The organism is Bradyrhizobium sp. Tv2a-2, assembly GCF_000472425.1.
Lineage (GTDB): Bacteria > Pseudomonadota > Alphaproteobacteria > Rhizobiales > Xanthobacteraceae > Bradyrhizobium.
The window spans coordinates 254,357-274,216 of record NZ_AXAI01000003.1 but is presented as its reverse complement, the minus strand read 5'-3'; the positions used below and the strand labels follow the sequence as shown (position 1 = coordinate 274,216).

The following is a 19,860-nucleotide window of genomic DNA, read 5'->3' as shown; positions in this document are numbered from 1 at the left end:
GACCGCTTTTCAGGACGTCAACCGTTGACCGTGCGGCCGCTTTTGTGGCCTAGTCCGCCGTCCTTATGGACGGCCCGAATCCACGAAAACCTAAGCGATTCCATGAGCTCCGAACGCTATAACGCCCGCGAAGCCGAACCGCGCTGGCAACGCCAGTGGGACGAGAAGGCAATCTTCGCCTCCAAGAACGAGGATCCCAGGCCGAAATATTACGTGCTCGAGATGTTCCCCTACCCGTCCGGGCGCATCCATATCGGCCATGTCCGCAACTACACGCTTGGCGACGTGCTCGCGCGCTACATGCGCGCCAAGGGGTTCAACGTCATCCATCCCATGGGCTGGGATGCGTTCGGCCTGCCGGCGGAGAACGCGGCAATCGAGCGCAAGGTCGCGCCGAAGCAGTGGACCTACGACAACATCGCCGCGATGAAGAAGCAGCTGCGCTCGATCGGGCTGTCGCTTGACTGGGCGCGCGAGTTCGCGACCTGCGATCCCTCCTACTACAAGCATCAGCAGAAGCTGTTCCTGGACTTCCTCGCCGCCGGCCTTGCCGAGCGCGAGAAGCGCAAGGTGAACTGGGACCCGGTCGACATGACCGTGCTCGCCAACGAGCAGGTGATCGACGGCCGCGGCTGGCGCTCGGGCGCCGTGGTCGAGCAGCGCGAGATGAATCAATGGGTGTTCAAGATCACCAAATACGCCCCAGAGCTGCTGGAGGCGCTCGATACGCTTGACCGCTGGCCCGACAAGGTCCGGCTGATGCAGCGCAACTGGATCGGCCGCTCCGAAGGCTTGCTTGTCCGCTTCATGCTGGACGCAGCGACGACGCCTGCTGGCGAAACCGAGCTGAAGATCTTCACGACGCGGCCGGACACGCTGTTCGGCGCGAAATTCATGGCGATTTCCGCTGATCACCCGCTGGCGCAGGCTGCGGCCGCGAAGGACCCGAAGCTTGCGGAGTTCATCGCCGAGATCAAGCGCATGGGCACAGCCCAGGAGATCATCGATACCGCCGAGAAACAGGGCTACGACACCGGCATCCGGGCGATCCACCCGTTCGATTCCAGCTGGAAGCTGCCGGTCTATGTCGCGAACTTCGTGCTGATGGAATACGGCACCGGCGCGATCTTCGGCTGCCCGGCGCATGACCAGCGCGACCTCGACTTCGTCAACAAATACGGCCTCGGCAATATTCCGGTGGTGTGCCCGGAGGGCCAGGATCCGAACAGCTTCGTGATCACGGACACCGCCTATGACGGCGACGGCCGGATGATCAATTCGCGCTTCCTCGACGGCATGACCATCGACGCCGCCAAGGAAGAGGTCGCCAAGCGGCTGGAAAGCGAGTTGCGCGGCAACGCGCCGGTCGGCGAAAGGCAGGTCAATTACCGCCTGCGTGACTGGGGCATCTCGCGGCAGCGCTATTGGGGCTGCCCGATCCCGGTGATCCACTGCCCCAAATGCGATGTCGTGCCGGTGCCGGCAAAGGACCTGCCGGTCAAGCTGCCGGAGGACGCGACCTTCGACAAACCCGGCAATGCGCTCGACCACCACCCGACCTGGAAGCACGTCAGCTGCCCGAAATGCGGCGGCAAGGCACTGCGCGAAACCGACACCATGGACACCTTCGTCGATTCGTCCTGGTATTTCGCGCGCTTTACCGATCCGTGGAACGAGAACGCTCCGACCACGCGCGCTGTCGTCGATCGGCTGATGCCGGTCGATTGGTATATCGGTGGTGTCGAGCATGCGATTTTGCACCTGCTGTACGCTCGATTCTTTACGCGCGCGATGAAGGCCACGGGTCACATTGCGTTCGATGAGCCATTCGTAGGCCAATACACTCAGGGCATGGTCGTCTATGAGACCTATAAGAAGGCGGACGGGGGCTGGGCTGCGCCTGCGGAGGTCAGGATAGAGGTCGGTGCCAATAACCGCCGTGCTTTCCTGATCGACACCGGCGAGGAGGTCACGATCGGCTCGATCGAGAAGATGTCGAAGTCGAAGAAGAACACCGTCGACCCCGACGACATCATCGCGACCTATGGCGCCGACGTCGCGCGCTGGTTCATGCTGTCGGACTCCCCCCCCGATCGCGACGTGATCTGGAGCGACGAGCGGGTGCAAGGCGCGGCGCGTTTTGTGCAGCGGCTATGGCGGCTGGTCAACGAGGCGGCCGAGATCGCCGGCAAACCTGCGGCGCGGCCCCAGAGCTTCGGCGCCGACGCGCTCGCCTTGCGCAAGGCGGCTCATGGCGCGCTCGACAAGGTGTCGACCGGTATCGAGCGGCTGCATTTCAACGTCTGCCTCGCCTATATACGAGAGTTCACCAACGCGCTCGCGGAGGCGCTGTCGAAGGACGGTCGGCCGTCAGCCGACCTCGCCTTTGCAATCCGGGAAGCCGCCACCATTCTGGTTCAGCTGATTGCCCCGATGATGCCGCACCTGGCGGAAGAATGCTGGCAAGTGCTGGGCCAGAGCGGGTTGATCTCGGAGGCCAATTGGCCGCAAATCGAACGCGATTTGCTGGTTGAAGACAGCGTCACCCTGGTGGTCCAGGTGAACGGCAAGAAGCGCGGCGAGGTAACGGTGCCCAAGGCGGCCCAGAATGCCGAAATTGAGGCTGCCGTTTTGGCGCTCGATGCGGTAAAAGCCGCGCTGGGGGACAAACCCGTCCGTAAAGTGATTATCGTTCCCATGAGGATCGTTAATGTGGTTGGCTAGAATCCGCATCGCCCTCCGGCTGTTGGCCGTGGCCGCCCTCGCGGCAACCACCGCCGGCTGCTTCCAGCCGATGTATGCCGAGCACACCGACGGCACGCCGGACCTGCGGGAAAAACTGCTGGGCGTGGAAGTTCCCCCGGTCGACAAGCCGAACGGCTCCCGCGAGGCCCGGATCGGGGTCGAGATCCGCAATGCACTGGCATTCAAGCTCTACGGCAATGCCACCGGCATGCCGCCGACGCACCGCCTGGTCCTGAACTTCAACACCGCCAAATCCTCGCTGATGATCGACCAGGCCACCGGGCTGCCAACCAGCGAGAATTACGGCATCAACGTGCAGTTCAACCTGATCGATATCGCGTCCAACAAGTCGGTCATGACGGGCAACACCTTCTCCCGTGTCTCCTACGACATTCCTGGCTCCTACCAGCGCTACGCCCGTTCCCGTGCCTTGCGCGATGCCGAAGACCGCGCCGCACAGGAGGTCGCGGACAATATCCAGACGCGCCTCGCCTCCTTCTTTGTGGCTGGGAGCTGACGCGGCAGCGTTCAGACGAACGCCGATGTCCGGTAGCCGGCGGCGGCAAGCTAAAGCGCGATGAGATTTGGTTGAATCGTCATCGCGCTTTAGGTCTTTGATTGAGCATGATCTTTTCGGAAAACCGCTCCACACTTTTCCGGATCATGCTCTAGCTTCGGTTCTAAATGGTCGCGCTGCGCGGAAGAGACATCGACGCCTATCTTGCCCGGCCTGACGCCGGCCGACCGATCGTCCTGCTCTATGGTCCGGATGCAGGTCTGGTCCGCGAGCGCGCCGACCTGCTGATCGCATCCGCTGTCGACGATCCCAATGACCCCTTCTCTCTCGTCAGGCTCGACGGCGACGAGTTGGCTGCCGAGCCATCGCGGCTGGTGGACGAAGCGCTGACCGTTCCGCTGTTCGGCGGGCGCCGCGCCATTCGCGTGCGGGCGGGCTCCCGTAACTTCGCCTCCGGCGTCGATACTCTGGCCGGCTCATCGCTGAAAGATTGCCGGGTCGTGATCGAAGCCGGTGACCTCCGCGCGGAGTCGCCGCTGCGCAAGGCTTGCGAGCGCGCCAAGACGGCGGTTGCGATCGCCTGCTATCCCGACGGCGAGCGCGATCTTGCCAAGCTGATCGACGATGAGTTGAGGTTCGCCAATCTGCGCATCGCACCCGACGCGCGCGCAACGCTGACGACATTGCTCGGCGGCGACCGCCAGGCCTCGCGCAACGAACTGCGCAAGTTGGCGTTGTTCGCCCATGGCGAGGGCGAGGTGACGCTGGACCACGTGATGGCCGTCGTTGCCGATGCCTCCGAGCTCAAGCTCGATCCGATCGTCGATGGCGCCTTTGCGGGCAAGCCAGAGCTTGTGGAAAGCGAGTTCGCCAAGGCGATGGTCGCGGGCACCTATCCCGGCGTGATCATGGCGGCCGCCCAGCGCCAGGCCGCCTGGCTGCACAAGTCGGCGCTCGCGCTCGCCGAGGGCACGCCGCTGTCGACCTTGCTCGAAGGCGGCTATCCGCGGCTGCATTTTTCCCGCAAGGGCGCGGTCGAAGTCGCGCTGCGCAATTTCAGTCCCGAGCGGCTGGTCGTCATCATCGATCAGCTGGCAACCGCTGCGCTCGACATGCGCAAACAGGCCTCGCTCGGTGCGGTCATCGCTCAGCGCGCCCTGCTGTCGATCGCGGTGAACGCGCGACGGCGGGGGTGACGTTCGAACGCTGTCAGGCGTTCCGCGCCAGCCGCCTCATCACTTCGTCAAGCTGTTCGAGATTGCGGTAGTTGATCTGCACCGTGCCGCCGGGATCGCGGTGATTGACGGCGACCGCAAGTCCCAGCGCGTCGCTGACCCGCTTCTCCAGCGCGACCGTGTCGGGGTCCTTGATCTTGGCGCCGGCGCGCGCCTTTTGCGGCTTGCGCTCGGGCACGCCCTCTTCATGCGCCAAGGCCTCGACCTGGCGCACATTGAGGCCCTCTTCAACGATGCGCTTTGCGGTGGCGAGCGGATCCGGCACGTTGATCAACGCGCGTGCGTGACCAGCGGACAATTGTCCGGCCGCAATGAAGGCCTGCACCTCCGCCGGCAATTTCGTCAGCCGCATCATGTTGGCGACGTGGCTGCGGCTCTTGCCGACGATCTTGGCGATGTCTTCCTGGCTGCGTTTGAACTCGCCCGCGAGCGCGTGATAGCCCTGCGCCTCCTCCATCGGGTTGAGGTCCTCGCGCTGCACATTCTCGATGATCGCGATCTCCAGCGCGTCGCTGTCGCTGACATCGACCGGAACGATCGGCACCTCGTGGAGACCTGCGGCCTGGGCCGCGCGCCAGCGCCGCTCGCCGGCGATGATCTCAAAACGATCCTGCGTGCCGCGCACCGGACGCGCCACGATCGGCTGGATCACACCGTGCTGTCTGACCGATTCGGTGAGCTCAGCGAGCTCCGCGTCGGAAAAGGTGCGCCGTGGATTGCGCGGATTGGGTTTTAGAAACTCGATCGGCACCTTGCGCTGACCACGCGGGCGCTCGACATGCGCGGCCTCGCCGCCGACATCGCCGATCAGACTTGCAAGACCCCGGCCCAGTCGCGAACGCGCTTCTTCGGCCATCGCCAGCTCCCTTGGGTTCAACTTGAGCGCTCCTGTCATTTCGTCTCCATCGCCCAAGAGCACATCGCCAGACGTAGCCCCGGACTCTCGTAGGGTGGGCAAAGGCGCCTCTTCGCGCCGTGCCCACCATCAGGCAATTCCAATGTATCGGTGGAACCGCTTCGCTTTGCCCACCCTCGTCTTCAGCCGCTCAACTCGCCCGCAGCTCGCGCTCGCGCTGGATCACTTCAGTGGCGAGCTTGAGGTAGGCTTCGCTGCCGACGCATTTGAGGTCGTAGACCAAGACCGGCTTGCCGTAGGACGGTGCCTCCGAGATGCGCACATTGCGTGGGATCATGGTCTTGTAGACCTTGGCACCCATGAATTGCCGGACGTCGGCGACCACCTGATTCGACAGATTGTTACGGGAGTCGAACATGGTCAGCACGATACCGTGGATCGACAGATTCGGATTGAGGGTCGAGCGTACCTGTTCGACCGTCGACAGAAGCTGCGACAAACCTTCGAGAGCGAAGAACTCGCACTGCAGCGGCACCAGGATCGCATCCGACGCCGCCATCGCATTCACGGTGAGCAGGTTGAGCGAGGGTGGGCAGTCGATCAGCACATAGGTGTAGTCATTGTCCGGCGAGACATTGTTGTTCAACGCCGCGATTGCATCGCGCAGGCGAAACGCGCGGCCCGGGGTGGTGCCAAGCTCGAGCTCAAGGCCGGAGAGGTCCATGGTGGAGGGCGCGATATGCAGGCGCGGCACGGCGGTCGCCACTACCGATTCGCGCAAGCTCGCCTCGCCAACCAGAACGTCATAGGTCGAGCAGCTGCGGTTGCGCCGGTCGATACCAAGACCGGTCGAGGCGTTGCCTTGCGGATCGAGATCGACGATCAGAACACGTTCCCCAATCGCAGCGAGTGCTGTCCCGAGATTGATCGCGGTGGTTGTCTTGCCGACCCCGCCTTTCTGGTTGGCCAGCGCCAGGATCCGCGGATGGCCAGCTGGAACCTGAGCATTATCATCTTGATAAACTTGATCAATTACGGTCATCGGCGATTGCCATCTGCTGTCGGGGACACCTCCCGCCGCTCGATCCGGTCGAGTTCGACGATCCAGCCCTGTCCGCCCGTACGGCTGGAGATAAGTTTAGGCTCAATCTTCCAATATCTGGTAGCTTCGGTCAATTCGGCCTCAACATCTTGACCTTTCAAAAACAGCGCTTTCGCGCCTTTTTGCACCAGCGGCTCTGCAAAGCCGATGAGTTGATGTAACGGAGCCAGCGCGCGTGCGGTGACACAATCGACCGACCCGGCGAATCTATCCACAGTATGTCCGATCTCGGCGAGGTGCACCATGCCCGGTGCTCCCGTAACCCGCAGCGCCTCGCGCAAAAAGGCGGCCTTCTTGGCATTGCGTTCGACGAGATGGACGGAGGCACCCGACGTCTCCGCCAGAGCGCAGGCCAGCACAACGCCGGGAAAGCCGCCGCCACTGCCCAGATCGACCCAGATTTTGGCAGTCGGCGCGAGCGACAGAAGCTGCAGCGAATCGGCGATGTGACGAGTCCAGAGCTGCGGCAAGGTCGATGGTGCAACCAGATTGGTCTTGGCCTGCCACTGCTTCAGGAGATCGAGATAGCGATCGAGCCGCGCTTCCGTTTCACGTGAAACGGGCGTCAGCGCCAACGCTGACGCCTTGTCGGTAGCAACGGCCTTGGCGTCGGCTGACACAACCGCCGACCGCCCCGCGTCCGCCGTCCGGCCTTGTCCTCGCCTCTGTTTCACGTGAAACACCTACGCGCTGACGCGGGCCGCTTTCCGTCGCGCCTCGCGGCGCAGATAGGCGGCTAGGATTCCCAGAGCGGCAGGAGTCATTCCATCGATGCGGCCTGCTTGCCCAACAGTCCATGGGCGCGCTGTCGCCAGCTTTGCCCGTACCTCGTTGGATAGTCCGGGCACCTGGCCATAGTCGATGTCAGCCAGCACCAGACCCTCGTCACGCCGGAACGCTTCCACGTCAGCGGTCTGTCGCTTCAGATAGACATCGTATTTGGCGTCGATCTCGAGATGGACGGCGACGCCTGGTTCAACGACCGACAACTCCGGCCAGATCCTATTGACCTCGGTCCAGCCGATTTCCGGATAGGCCAGCAGTTCAAAAGCCGACCGGCGGTGACCATCCTTATTAAGGGTAATGCCATGCCCGGCCGCTTCGTTCGGGGTCAGGGTCAGCGCTTTCGCCAGCGACTTGGCGGTGTCCAGCGCAGTCATCTTTGCGGTATGGCGGGCGCTGCGGATTTCCCCGACACAGCCGAGCGCGATGCCCTTGCAGGTGAGGCGCTGATCGGCATTGTCGGCCCGGAGTGTCAACCGATACTCGGCGCGCGAGGTGAACATGCGATACGGCTCGGCGATCCCCCTCGTCACCAGGTCGTCGATCATCACACCGAGATAGCCGTCGGCTCGATCGAACACGACCGCGGTGGATCCACCCGACGTTAGGGCCGCATTGAGACCCGCGACGATCCCCTGTGCCGCCGCCTCCTCATAGCCCGTGGTGCCGTTGATCTGACCGGCCAGAAACAGCCCTGGCAGGCGCTTGGCCTCCAAGGTGGGATCGAGTTCGCGTGGATCGACGTGATCGTATTCAATGGCGTAGCCGGGCCGAACCATCCGCACCCGCTCCAGCCCCGGGATGGTCGGTAGCAGCGCGAGCTGCACCTCCTCCGGCAACGAGGTCGAGATCCCGTTGGGATAGACGGTGGAGTCGTCGAGTCCTTCGGGCTCCAGGAAGATCTGGTGTCCATCGCGGTCGCCGAATCGGACAATCTTGTCCTCGACTGACGGACAATAGCGCGGTCCCGTGCTCTTGATCTGTCCCGAATACATCGGCGAGCGATGCACATTGGCCCGGATCACCTCATGGGTGGCAGGCGTGGTCCGGGTGATCCCGCATTGGATCTGAGGCGTGGTGATACGGTCGGTCAGCATCGAGAACGGCTCCGGCGGATCATCACCAGGCTGCATCTCGACGGCGGACCAGTCGATGGTGGTGCCATCGAGCCGCGGAGGGGTGCCGGTCTTCAGGCGCCCTAGCTTGAACCCTGCCCGCTCAAAGGACTTCGAGAGCCCCATCGCCGCCGCCTCACCAACTCGGCCAGCGGGCCAGTTCTTCTCCCCGAGATGGATCAGACCACGCAAGAAGGTGCCGGTGGTGACGACGACCGCCCCACAGCTGAGTTCACGTCCGTCCGCCAACCGGATGCCGGTTATGCGGCCGTCTGAAACGACGAGCTCGGCGGCTTCGCCCTCCACGACGGAGAGATTGGCGGTCTCCTTGATGGCGGCTTGCATGGCGGCAGCGTAGAGCTTGCGGTCGGCTTGGGCGCGGGGTCCACGGACTGCGGGACCCTTGCGGCGATTGAGCACACGAAATTGGATGCCGCCAACGTCCGCGACCCGACCCATCAGGCCATCCAGCGCATCTACCTCGCGGACCAGATGACCCTTGCCCAACCCGCCGATGGCGGGATTGCAGGACATCGCGCCGATGGTGGCAAAGCGATGGGTCACCAAGGCCGTGGCCGCGCCCATCCGGGCGGCCGCAGCCGCGGCTTCGCAGCCGGCATGACCACCGCCGATCACAATGACATCGAATAATTCTGCGTGTGCGCTCATGCCGCGGACTTCTATCGCGAGATGACCAATGCCGGAAGACGTTTCACGTGAAACGCGGTCAACGAAGTTGCTCCAGGTGTTTCACGTGAAACGTTTGGCCCATGGCCCCTGCTGATTCACGTGAAACGATTCCCCAACCACAATCCGAAAGCATTCGTTAACGGACTGGGCCAGCGGCTCACTATTTGCCGATGCAGAACTCACGAAAGATCAGGTCGAGAATGTCCTCGACGTTGACCCGCCCGAGCAGGCGCCCCAAAGCATAACTCGCTCGTCGCAACTCCTCAGCCGCTAGCTCCTCACCCTCATCAATCACCGTGGTGCTCCGTCGCAGCGCCTCCACGGTCTCCTGCAACAATATCCTCTGCCGCTCCCGAGTGACGAGGCTACTCTCGTGGCCACCGAAAAAAACTTCCGCGAAGTCGACCAAGGCGGTCACGAGCTCAGCGACACCATTGCCCAACGCCGCAGAGATCCGGAAGGCTGGGATGGTGGTTGTCATTGGAGCCATGCCAGTGGCAGACCCATCCAGGTCAGACTTGTTCCGCACCAGCCAGGTCGGAGCAGGACTCTCATCCGGAGGCGAAACGCCGTCCGCATCAGTCAGCCAAAGAACCAGATCGGCAGCCTCAGCCCGCGCCCGTGCGCGTCGCACACCCTCTTGCTCCACCGGGTCGTCGGTCTCGCGAATGCCGGCGGTGTCAATCACCGTGACCGGATAGCCGTCAAGATCGAGCTGGACCTCGATCACGTCCCGGGTTGTGCCGGCATGCGGCGAGACGATCGCGACCTCGCGCCGCGCCAGCTGGTTCATCAACGTCGACTTACCGACATTCGGAGGGCCGGCGATGGCGACGACTAGGCCATCACGCATCCGCTCGCCCCTGCCCTCGACTGCCAGCACCGCCTCGATCTCATCGAGCAGCGTTGCAACCTTTATCAGTGCCGGCGCGATCAGCTCCGTCGGCACATCGCCTTCATCGGCGAAATCGATGCCGGCCTCGAACAGCGCCTGGACCTCGATGATACGAGCCCGCCAATCGCGAGCCTTGTCGCCGAGCAGTCCCGTGAGCTGACGCAATGCCTGGTGGCGCTGCCGATCCGTGTCGGCATGAATCAGGTCGTCGAGGCCTTCGGCTTCGGTCAGGTCGAGCTTGCCATTTTCGAACGCGCGTCGCGTGAACTCACCCGGCTCGGCCGGACGCACTTGCTCTATTGCCGACAGCGCCGCAAAGACTGCGGCGAGCACGGCACGGCCACCATGGACATGAAGCTCGGCGACATCCTCACCGGTCGCGCTCGCAGGTCCGGGAAACCAGAGCACCACCGCATCGTCGATCGGCTGCGCCTGTCCATCCCGCAGCAAGGCGCGCGTTGCCTGGCGTGGTGTCGGGATTTTGCCGGCGAGCGATTCTAGCGCGATGCCGGCCTGGGACCCGGACACCCTGATGATCGCGATCGCACTCGGTAGCCGGCCGGATGAGAGCGCAAAGATGGTTTGGTCATTGGGGTGCATTACGCTTCTGTTTGTGCCGCAGCCCCTGCAAAGGCAACGCTTGTTTGAGTTGGCCGCAAAGCCAGCGATGGTCGCCGGAAGATATTGCGCTCGCTGAGCGGCAGCATTTTCAAAGCGGGAGATGAGCATGACCCCCGTTCGTCCAGATAAATGTTATAAATATCAATTACTTAAACAAGAACTGGGTTCCAGACAGTATGTTCATGCTTTATGTTGCGGCGCAATATAGGTGGACTTCAAACAAAAAGGGCGCCCGCTTGCACAGGCGCCCTCTTCAATCGGTATTGCCCCGGATATCAGGTGTTCATCGACTCGAAGAACTCGCCGTTGTTCTTGGTGTTGCGGAGCTTGTCGAGCAGGAAGTCGATCGCATCCATCGTGCCCATCGGATTGAGGATCCGGCGCAGCACATACATCTTCTTCAGGAGTTGCGGATCGGTGATCAGCTCCTCCTTGCGGGTGCCGGAGCGCGAGATATCGATCGCCGGGAAGGTGCGCTTGTCCGAGACCTTGCGGTCGAGGATCAGCTCCGAGTTGCCGGTGCCCTTGAACTCTTCGAAGATGACTTCGTCCATGCGGCTGCCGGTGTCCACCAGCGCGGTGGCGATGATGGTGAGCGAGCCGCCCTCCTCGATGTTGCGCGCCGCGCCGAAGAAGCGCTTCGGCCGCTGCAAGGCATTGGCATCGACACCGCCGGTCAGCACCTTGCCGGATGACGGCACCACGGTGTTGTAGGCGCGGCCGAGGCGGGTAATCGAATCGAGCAGGATGACCACATCGCGACCGTGTTCGACCAGTCGCTTGGCCTTCTCGATCACCATCTCGGCGACCTGGACGTGACGCACGGCCGGTTCGTCAAAGGTCGAGGACACCACCTCGCCCTTCACCGAGCGCTGCATGTCGGTGACTTCCTCTGGGCGCTCGTCGATCAGAAGCACGATCAGATAGCACTCGGGATGATTATGCGTGATCGAATGCGCGATATTCTGCATCAGCACGGTCTTGCCGGTGCGCGGCGGTGCCACGATCAGGGCGCGCTGGCCCTTGCCTATCGGTGCGACGATGTCGATGACCCTGGCCGAAAGATCCTTGCGGGTGGGATCGTCGATCTCCATCCGGAAGCGCTGATTCGGGAACAGTGGCGTCAGATTGTCGAAATTGACCTTGTGCTTGGATTTCTCCGGGTCCTCGAAATTGAGGGTGTTGACCTTCAAAAGTGCAAAATACCGCTCGCCCTCCTTCGGACTTCGGATATGGCCTTCGATGGTGTCGCCAGTACGCAGGCCGAATCGGCGGATCTGCGAGGGCGAGACGTAGATGTCGTCCGGTCCCGGCAGGTAGTTGGCATCCGGCGAGCGGAGGAACCCGAAGCCGTCGGAGAGCACCTCGACGACGCCCTCGCCGATGATGTCAGTTTCCGCAATCGCCAGCTGCTTGAGGATGGCGAACATCAGCTCCTGCTTGCGCATGGTGCTGGCATTTTCGACCCCGTTCTCTTCCGCGAACGAGACCAGCTCGGCCGGTGTTTTCGATTTGAGGTCTTGAAGTTTGATTTCCCGCATTGGGGTAGTCCTGTGGAGCATTTCGGAATGGATGGGGGTGCAAGGGGGCTTCGAGAAAAGCGGACGCCAAGGGCAAGAAGGTCCGCAGGTCTGAGCAAGGAAAGCGCCGGTTAGGCTTCAAACCTGATGCGGCGGCCGGCCTAAAACCGGGACGCAATCACATCCGCCTGCGTTGGGTGGGATTTGCTCAATATAGAAAATTGATCGGCGTTCCGCAAGCAGGCCAAATGACTGAATGATCGGCTTTGCCTGCCCATCAAAACGGCTTCACGACCACAAGGATGACGATCAGGATCATCAACAAAGTCGGCACTTCGTTGATAAATCGATAGAATCTCTGGCTCCGGGTGTTGCGGTCGGCCTCGAAGTCCTTACGCCAGCGTGAAAAAAAACCGTGGACCCCTGACATGATCAAGACCAGCAGAAATTTGGCATGAAACCAGGGCGCCACATACCAATGGCCCGCCCAGGCGAGATACAGGCCGGCAAGCCAGGTTACGATCATGGCGGGATTGATGATGGCCCGCATCAGGCGCCGTTCCATCACCTTGAAGGTCTCGGACTGCCTGGAGCCCTTCTCGGCCTCGCAATGATAAACGAACAGCCGCGGCAGATAGAGCATGCCCGCCATCCAGGAGATGACGGCAATGACATGCAGCGCCTTGATCCACTCATACATTGCGGGACTGCCTCTTCACCAAGCTGGGAGAGCGCGCGTGGGTTCGTGGCCGGCGTCTCCTCGTCTGGGAGCGAGACATATCCGCGAACGCGTCTCTTCCAAACCAAATAATTTTAGAATCTTAAGGTTTGAGTCTGTTGTGACGGTGGATTGGACTCACGCAATGGGATGCTGCAATTGCGCGGGCCTTGTTCACATCCCTCAACATTCCTTGGGCATCGTGGGTCAAGCCTGATTCCGCTTCATCCATCAGGGCTTTGCCAAAGCAGGTGGGCAGCTTATGCAGAGACAAGTCCACATAACCCCACTATCATTGCTGATGCCTAGCTGACTTGTTCTTTGGCGAGGTGATGTGAAGAAAAATTTTGGTTGTCCGCCGCTTTTGAAAGCCGAACCCTTGACACTGGGTTAAGTCCACAAGTGTCCACAGGACTTAAAGGATCGACGTGCCCAGCTCAGGCAATTATTTCCATCTCCATCTGGTGTCCGACTCGACCGGCGAGACGTTGATCACCGTGGCGCGCGCAGTCGCCGCGCAATATGCCAATGTGACGGCGGTGGAGCATGTCTATCCGCTGGTCCGCAGCCAGAAGCAGCTCGATCGCGTGCTCGACGAGATCGAGGAGTCACCCGGGATCGTGCTTTTCACGTTGCTGGAAAAGGATCTGGTCGGCCGGCTCGAGTCCAAATGCAAGGACATCAATGTTCCGAGCCTGTCGATCATTGGCCCGGTGATGCAGTTGTTCGAGGCCTATCTGGGCGCAGCGACCGCGGGCCGGGTCGGCGCGCAGCACGTGCTCAACGCCGAATATTTCAAGCGTATCGACGCCCTGAACTACACCATGATTCACGACGACGGTCAGCATGTCGAGGGCCTGGAAGAAGCCGACGTCGTGCTGGTCGGCGTTTCCCGCACGTCCAAGACCCCGACCTCGATCTATCTCGCCAATCGCGGCATCCGCACTGCCAACGTACCGCTGGTGCCCGGGATTCCTATTCCCCACCAGCTTGAGATTCTGACCAAGCCGTTGGTGGTGAGCCTGCATGCGACGCCGGAACGCCTGATCCAGGTCCGGCAGAACCGGCTGCTCAGCATGGGCGCGGGTCCCAGCAACGAGGACTACGTCGATCGCCAGTCGGTGACTGACGAAGTCGCCTACGCGCGCAGGCTGAGCGCCAAATTCAATTGGCCGCAGCTTGATGTAACGCGCCGCTCTATCGAGGAGACCGCGGCCGCGGTGATCAAGCTCTATTCCGACCGGCAACGGCAGCGGCTTGCGGAATGACGATTTGGCGCGATCACCGGCCCCTGGTGCTTGCATCGCAAAGCAAGGCGCGGCAGATGCTGCTCGCCAACGCCGGCATCACCTTCGAAACGCTGCCTGCCGAGATCGACGAGCGCGCCATCCAGGAGAATTCAGGCCTTGCGGCGCCGGGCAAGGTTGCCGCGTTGCTCGCGCGGGAGAAGGCACTTGCCGTCTCGCTGCATAAGCATCAGCAATTCGTGGTCGGGGCGGATCAGACGCTGGCGCTCGGCAGCCATATCTTCAACAAGCCGTCTGGCCGAGCGCAGGCGCTTGCTCAGCTGTCGCAGCTTGCCGGCCAGAGTCACGAACTGCATTCAGCGGTTGCCGTCGCCAAGGGCGGAACAATTCTATTCGAGCATGTCGCCGTCGCGCGCATGACCATGCGCTCGCTCAGCGAGGCCGAGATCGCGGCCTATCTCGACGCGGCGGGCGAGGCTGTGACCTCGAGCGTCGGCGCCTACCAGCTCGAGGGCCTGGGCATCCATCTCTTTGCACGGATCGAGGGCGATCACTTCACGATTCTCGGCCTGCCGCTGTTGCCCTTGCTTGATTTCCTGCGCAGTCGGAAGCTGCTTGCGGTATGAGAGCCAATTGGCCAGACAACGTTTGATGCGGATTGCCAAATGCGAATTGTTGGTTTGACCGGCTCGATCGGGATGGGGAAGTCCACCACCGCGAGATTGTTCGCGGAAGCGGGTGTGCCGGTCTACGACGCCGATGCGACTGTGCACAAAGTCTATGAGGGCGAGGCAGCACCTGCCATCGAGGCAGCCTTTCCTGGCACGACCGTCGACGGCAAGGTCGATCGCAGCAAGCTCTCTGCCGAAGTCGTGCATGATCCCGCCGCCATCAAGCGGCTGGAAGCAATCGTGCATCCGATGCTTCGCGCCTATCACCAGAAGTTCCTGGAGGATGCTGAGCGATCCGGTGCGCCGGTAGCCGTGATGGACGTGCCCTTGTTGTTTGAAACTGGTGGCGACAGGCGTGTCGATGCGGTCGTGGTGGTGACCACCTCGCCGGAACTGCAACGGGAGCGGATTCTCGCACGCGGCACCATGACGAACGAAGCTCTGGATTCCATCCTGGCGCGGCAGATGCCGGATGCGGAGAAGCGCAAGCGTGCCGATTTCGTCGTGGATACGTCACATGGACTTGATCCGGTGCGCACCCGGATCCGCGACATTCTGGAGCAGGTGGTTAAGATGCCACAGCGGCGCGCCTGATTCGCCGCACGAGCCTGAAATTTGGTCCATGCGCGAAATCGTCCTCGATACTGAAACCACCGGCCTTGATGCCTTGCGCGGCGATCGTCTGGTCGAGGTCGGCTGTGTCGAGATTTTTAATCGCATGCCGACCGGGCAGACCTTCCACCGACACATCAATCCACAGCGCGCGGTCAACCCGGAAGCTGTGGCCGTGCACGGGCTCACGGACGAGTTTCTCGCCGACAAGCCCTTGTTCGCCGAGATCGTCGAGGAATTTCTGGCCTTCATCGGCGATGCGCCGCTGGTGATCCACAACGCTTCCTTCGATATCGGCTTCATCAATGCCGAGCTCGACCGGATCAAAATGCCGCCGATCCCGCGCGAGCGGATGATCGACACGCTGCTTCTGGCACGGCGCAAGCATCCTGGCGTATCGAACCGGCTGGATGATCTCTGCTCGCGCTACTCGATCGATAACTCTCACCGCACAAAGCACGGCGCGTTGCTCGATGCCGAGCTTTTGGCGGAAGTCTATGTCGACCTGATCGGGGCGCGGCAATCGTCACTGATCCTGGCCTCTGACACGCGCGAGATTCGCGTCACCGGCACGACGGATGCACCGCGTCGCCAACGGCTGATCCAACTGGCGCCACGGCTGACCGATGCCGAACGCGAGGCGCATCGTGCCTTTGTCGCCACATTGGGCGACAAACCGATCTGGAATGATTTTCTGCCGCCACCCCCGGCGGCGGAGGCAGCCGCCAGTTAGCTCGGCCTCACCTGGGCGTCGGCCTGCCGCTCCATGTTCTGCCGGTACAGGCCGACAAAATCGACCGGATCGAGCATCAGCGGCGGGAAGCCACCATCACGCACGGAGGTTGCGATGATCTCGCGTGCGAACGGGAACAACAACCGCGGGCATTCGATCATGATGAGGGGATGCAGGTTTTCCTTCGGCACGTTCATGATCCTGAACACGCCGGCATAGATCAGCTCGAACGAGAACATCACCTTGCCGGCGTTCTCGGCCTTGCCCTCGATGGTGAGGCTCACTTCGTATTCGGTTTCCGAAAGCGGATTGGCGCCAACATTGATCTGGATGTTGATCTGCGGCGGATTTGCCTGCGGCTGCAGCGACCCCGGCGCGTTCGGATTCTCGAAGGAGAGGTCCTTGGTATATTGCGCCAGAACGTTGAGCTGGGGCGGAGCACCCGCCGTGGGAGGGGTACCATTGCCGTTGGTCATGAAAATCTTCTCCTGGCGCGAAAAGCGTCGTTCCGCGCGAGTGGCTATCATAGCCCTGCCATCCTCCACAAGGATACGTCCCAGAAAGCGTTGCGCTTTGTTAACCTTGGGGCTGGCAGGCCGGGCCGAAGAGAACCAAGGCCCGTCGGCCGGCACCTTAAATGATTGAAGACGTGTGATTTCCACCCAAACGATCGGGTTTCCCCTCGACCGCAAAAAGCGCTACAATTCGTCTCAACCAGCATGCCATTGGCCGGGCAAGATTTCGTTCCTACATCCTGTCGGTCCTGAAACGGTGATGTAGTGTCGAGCCGTTCCTGACGAGGGAGGGCTTCCGGCGCCGGTCCCGTTACCGGCCGAAGACATTAGAGAGAAGCGGAAAGCGACGTGGACATTTATACGATCATCTTCCTGGCGTTAGCCGTCTTCATCTTCCTGCGGCTGCGCAATGTGCTCGGCCAGCGCACCGGGAGTGAACGGCCGCCGTTCGACCGCGCCGCGCGCAATGCCATGCCGGGCACGCCCGACACCGGGGTGGTTCCGATGCCAGGCAAGGTCATCGACCAGCCACCGCCGGTGCCTCCGGCCGAAGCCGCACCAACTACTGACCGCTGGAAGGGCGTCGCGGAACCGGGCACCCCGCTGGCGCAGGGCCTCGACGCCATTGTCGCGCAAGACTCCTCGTTCGACCCCAAGCATTTCCTCTCCGGCGCGCGCAGCGCCTATGAGATGATCGTGCTTGCTTTTGCCAATGGTGATCGTCGCGCGCTTCGCGACCTGTTGTCATCCGACGTCTATGAAAGCTTCGAGGCGGTCATCAAGGATCGCGAGAAGCACGACCAGAAGACCGAGACGCGCTTTGTCTCGATCGACAAGGCGGAACTGGTTGGCGCCGAGCAGCGCGACCGCACCGCCCAGCTCACCGTTCGCTTTGTGTCGCAGATGATCTCCGTGACCCGCGACAAGGCCGGCACGATCGTCGACGGCAATCCGGACAAGGTCGCCGACATCACCGATGTCTGGACCTTCGCCCGCGACACCACTTCACGCGATCCGAACTGGAAGCTGGTTGGCACGGGAAGCGCTCACTGACATCACGGGTCTGAAGCGATACGCCGCGGTCGGCCTTCTCACCGCGGTGGTGCTGTCGCTGGTGCCGCTTGCGGCATGGGCGGCACGGAGCTGGCGGGCGCATCACCTGCCGCCCCAGGTCGTTCGCCAACTGCCCTACCCGCGCCTCGACTTTCCGCTTCAAATCGCCAACACCCAATATATCCCGCTCGGCTTTGCCGATATTCCGAGCTGGACCGAGGACGATCATCTCGCCGCCTACAGGGCGTTCCGGACCAGCTGCCGGCCGATTGCAGCGCAGCCACCGCAGCCTATCGACGACAAGGCGCTGGGAAGCTCGTTGCGCGATCCGTGCCGGCTGGCGCGGGAGACTGATATCAACGACGCCGCCACCGCTCGGCTGTTTTTCGAGCGGCATTTCGTGCCGCTGCAGATCTCGCGCCTCGGCGAGGGCGACGGCTTTGTCACCGGCTATTACGAGCCTGTTCTCGATGGCTCGCGGACGCAAACCGACATCTACAATGTGCCGGTCTATCGCCGCCCCTCGAACCTGTTCGTGCGCGGCTACAGCCAGGATGCGCCGAACCTGCCGAACAAGGGGTCGGTCTACCGCAAGATCGGGCGCCGCAAGCTCGTGCCCTATTACGATCGCGCCCAGATCGAGGACGGCGCGATCGCCGGCCGCGGACTGGAAATCTGCTGGTTGAAGAACCCGACCGACCTGCTATTTGCGCAAATCCAGGGCTCGGCACGGATTCGCCTCGCGGACGGCTCGACCGTCCGCATCAATTATGACGCCCATAACGGCTATCCATATACAGCGGTGGGCCGCGTCCTGATCGAGCGCGGCATCATCCCGAAAGAGCAGATGTCGATGCAGAAGATCCGGGAGTGGATGGAGCAGAATCCCGACGGCGCGAAGGACGTGCGGCGGCAGAACCGCTCCTATGTCTTCTTCCGCGAGGTGCAGCTCTCCGACAAGGACGAGCCGGTCGGCGCGCAGGGCGTGCCGCTGACCCCGGGCCGCTCCATTGCCGTCGACAATTCTCTGCATGTCTACGGTACGCCGTTCTTCATCGAGGGCGAGCTGCCGATCGACTCCGCGCAATCCAGGACGCCGTTCCACCGGCTGATGATCGCCCAGGACACCGGCTCGGCCATTGTCGGCCCGGCCCGCGCCGATCTTTATTTCGGCGCCGGCGCCGATGCCGGCAAGGTTTCCGGGCGGCTGCGCCATTCCATGCATTTTGTGATGCTGGTGCCGAAGGGCATCGATCCGGTCGAGCGGGGCCGCAAGATGCCCCTGCCCGACCCACGGCCTTCAGAGAAGATCGCAAGGTTGTTCCCGCAGCCGGAGCCGGCAAAGCAGCTCCCGAAGGAGGAGGTCAAGCAACAGGCCAAGGACCAGCCGAAGGAACAGGCCGGGGCGCAAGTCAAGGACCAAGTCAAGGACCAAGCCAAAGATCAGTTTAAGGATCAGCCGAAGGACCAGAAGGCTGCCACGCCTGCGACCGTCTCGACCGTCGCGCAGGCGACGAGCCCCACCGCGGCCGGCGTACCGCTGCCAGAGCCGCGGCCAAAGATCGCGCCGGAGACTGAGCTGCCGCGGCATCACTATATCAGGCGCTATCATCACAGCCGATGAAGCGCTCAAGCTCATTTCCTGGCCTCGATGTTCCCGCGCCGCGGCGCAAGCGCGGCCTGAGCGAGGAGGAGCGCTCGCTTTGGGAGAGCGTGGCCAAGCAGGTCAAGCCGCTGCGCAAGAAATCGCGTCCGCTCAAGCCGCATGCCGCCGAGCCGAAACCATCGACGCCGGCGCCGGCCAGGCTGGCGCCGCGGTCGTTGGCGTCAGCGCCGGCGCCCAAGCCGAGCAAGCCGGCAGTGCCGCCGCTGGTGACGCTTGGCCGGCGCGAGCGAGCAAAGCTCTCGCGCGGCAAGAGCGAGATCGATGCAAGGCTCGATCTGCACGGCATGACCCAAATCCGCGCCCATCATGCGCTGCTCGGCTTTCTGCAGCGCGCCCGTCATGACGGACTCACCTTCGTGCTTGTGATCACCGGCAAGGGCACGGCCAACGGACTGGATGCCGAGCGCGGCGTGCTGCGAAGGCAGGTTCCGCAATGGCTGGGCCTGCCGGAATTCCGCTCACTCGTCGTCGGCTTCGAGCAGGCCCATATCGGCCATGGCGGCGAGGGCGCACTCTATGTGCGCATCAGGCGGGCGAGAGGCTGAGGGGGACCCGACCGAAGCGCC

At 62.4% G+C, this 19,860-nt stretch carries 18 protein-coding genes; 10 read left to right on the top strand and 8 right to left on the bottom strand.

Annotated features, from left to right (window positions below; all coding sequences use genetic code 11):
* Positions 1 to 102: 102 nt before the first annotated feature.
* From leuS to holA, 3 genes are all read left to right on the top strand, one after another.
* Positions 103 to 2,724 (top strand): leucine--tRNA ligase, encoded by a 2,622-nt coding sequence (gene leuS, locus A3AI_RS0107480; RefSeq protein WP_024514989.1) that lies wholly within the window; start codon positions 103 to 105, stop codon positions 2,722 to 2,724.
* Complete coding sequence (gene lptE, locus A3AI_RS0107475) at positions 2,711 to 3,262, top strand: LPS assembly lipoprotein LptE (RefSeq protein ID WP_024514988.1); 552 nt, start codon at positions 2,711 to 2,713, stop codon at positions 3,260 to 3,262. Before leuS ends, lptE begins: the two co-directional genes overlap by 14 nt.
* A gap of 167 nt (positions 3,263 to 3,429) precedes the next feature.
* Entirely contained in the window at positions 3,430 to 4,458 is a 1,029-nt protein-coding gene (gene holA / locus A3AI_RS0107470; RefSeq protein WP_024514987.1) for a DNA polymerase III subunit delta, read from the top strand.
* A 13-nt stretch (positions 4,459 to 4,471) separates the two neighbouring features.
* On the opposite strand, the gene A3AI_RS0107465 is transcribed toward holA, so the two are convergent.
* The 7 genes from A3AI_RS0107465 to hemJ all read right to left on the bottom strand — a co-directional run bounded on the left by A3AI_RS0107465 (position 4,472) and on the right by hemJ (position 12,779).
* Positions 4,472 to 5,353 carry a ParB/RepB/Spo0J family partition protein gene (locus A3AI_RS0107465; RefSeq protein ID WP_024514986.1) on the bottom strand — a complete coding sequence of 294 codons (882 nt, stop codon included), beginning with the start codon at positions 5,351 to 5,353 and terminating at the stop codon, positions 4,472 to 4,474.
* Between the two features lie 190 nt (positions 5,354 to 5,543).
* On the bottom strand, positions 5,544 to 6,395 hold the full coding sequence (locus tag A3AI_RS0107460) for a ParA family protein (protein WP_024514985.1): 852 nt from the start codon (positions 6,393 to 6,395) through the stop codon (positions 5,544 to 5,546).
* Positions 6,392 to 7,075, bottom strand: a complete 684-nt coding sequence (gene rsmG / locus A3AI_RS0107455; RefSeq protein ID WP_024514984.1) for a 16S rRNA (guanine(527)-N(7))-methyltransferase RsmG — start codon at positions 7,073 to 7,075, stop codon at positions 6,392 to 6,394. The genes A3AI_RS0107460 and rsmG overlap by 4 nt, the downstream gene beginning before the upstream one ends.
* Positions 7,076 to 7,138: 63 nt before the next feature.
* Positions 7,139 to 9,022: a tRNA uridine-5-carboxymethylaminomethyl(34) synthesis enzyme MnmG gene (gene mnmG, locus A3AI_RS0107450; protein WP_024514983.1), complete on the bottom strand. Its 1,884-nt coding sequence runs from the start codon at positions 9,020 to 9,022 to the stop codon at positions 7,139 to 7,141.
* Between the two features lie 181 nt (positions 9,023 to 9,203).
* A complete protein-coding gene (gene mnmE, locus A3AI_RS0107445; protein WP_024514982.1) occupies positions 9,204 to 10,538 on the bottom strand; it encodes a tRNA uridine-5-carboxymethylaminomethyl(34) synthesis GTPase MnmE in 1,335 nt (444 codons plus the stop codon).
* A gap of 296 nt (positions 10,539 to 10,834) precedes the next feature.
* On the bottom strand, positions 10,835 to 12,100 hold the full coding sequence (rho, locus tag A3AI_RS0107440; protein ID WP_024514981.1) for a transcription termination factor Rho: 1,266 nt from the start codon (positions 12,098 to 12,100) through the stop codon (positions 10,835 to 10,837).
* A 256-nt stretch (positions 12,101 to 12,356) separates the two neighbouring features.
* Complete coding sequence (gene hemJ / locus A3AI_RS0107435; protein WP_024514980.1) at positions 12,357 to 12,779, bottom strand: protoporphyrinogen oxidase HemJ; 423 nt, start codon at positions 12,777 to 12,779, stop codon at positions 12,357 to 12,359.
* A 446-nt stretch (positions 12,780 to 13,225) separates the two neighbouring features.
* Between hemJ and A3AI_RS0107430 the strand changes: the two genes are divergently transcribed.
* Genes A3AI_RS0107430 through dnaQ form a run of 4 tightly spaced genes read left to right on the top strand, consistent with a single transcriptional unit; the run spans position 13,226 to position 16,060 of the window.
* The gene (locus tag A3AI_RS0107430; protein WP_024514979.1) at positions 13,226 to 14,065 is read left to right on the top strand and encodes a pyruvate, water dikinase regulatory protein; all 840 of its coding nucleotides are present in this window, start codon (positions 13,226 to 13,228) and stop codon (positions 14,063 to 14,065) included.
* Complete coding sequence (locus A3AI_RS0107425) at positions 14,062 to 14,670, top strand: Maf family protein (protein ID WP_024514978.1); 609 nt, start codon at positions 14,062 to 14,064, stop codon at positions 14,668 to 14,670. The genes A3AI_RS0107430 and A3AI_RS0107425 overlap by 4 nt, the downstream gene beginning before the upstream one ends.
* 39 nt (positions 14,671 to 14,709) lie before the next feature.
* Positions 14,710 to 15,309 (top strand): dephospho-CoA kinase, encoded by a 600-nt coding sequence (coaE, locus tag A3AI_RS0107420; RefSeq protein ID WP_024514977.1) that lies wholly within the window; start codon positions 14,710 to 14,712, stop codon positions 15,307 to 15,309.
* Between the two features lie 28 nt (positions 15,310 to 15,337).
* On the top strand, positions 15,338 to 16,060 hold the full coding sequence (gene dnaQ, locus A3AI_RS0107415) for a DNA polymerase III subunit epsilon (RefSeq protein ID WP_024514976.1): 723 nt from the start codon (positions 15,338 to 15,340) through the stop codon (positions 16,058 to 16,060).
* Here the strand turns inward: dnaQ and secB are convergent.
* Positions 16,057 to 16,536 (bottom strand): protein-export chaperone SecB, encoded by a 480-nt coding sequence (secB, locus tag A3AI_RS0107410; protein ID WP_024514975.1) that lies wholly within the window; start codon positions 16,534 to 16,536, stop codon positions 16,057 to 16,059. The two genes, dnaQ and secB, sit on opposite strands and share 4 nt — an antisense overlap.
* Positions 16,537 to 16,923: 387 nt before the next feature.
* Between secB and A3AI_RS0107405 the strand changes: the two genes are divergently transcribed.
* From A3AI_RS0107405 to A3AI_RS0107395, 3 genes are read left to right on the top strand one after another with little or no spacing between them, the layout of a single operon-like run.
* On the top strand, positions 16,924 to 17,628 hold the full coding sequence (locus A3AI_RS0107405; RefSeq protein ID WP_024514974.1) for a Tim44/TimA family putative adaptor protein: 705 nt from the start codon (positions 16,924 to 16,926) through the stop codon (positions 17,626 to 17,628).
* Positions 17,606 to 19,252, top strand: a complete 1,647-nt coding sequence (mltA, locus tag A3AI_RS0107400) for a murein transglycosylase A (RefSeq protein WP_024514973.1) — start codon at positions 17,606 to 17,608, stop codon at positions 19,250 to 19,252. The genes A3AI_RS0107405 and mltA overlap by 23 nt, the downstream gene beginning before the upstream one ends.
* Positions 19,249 to 19,839 (top strand): Smr/MutS family protein, encoded by a 591-nt coding sequence (locus A3AI_RS0107395; RefSeq protein ID WP_024514972.1) that lies wholly within the window; start codon positions 19,249 to 19,251, stop codon positions 19,837 to 19,839. The genes mltA and A3AI_RS0107395 overlap by 4 nt, the downstream gene beginning before the upstream one ends.
* Positions 19,840 to 19,860: the final 21 nt, after the last annotated feature.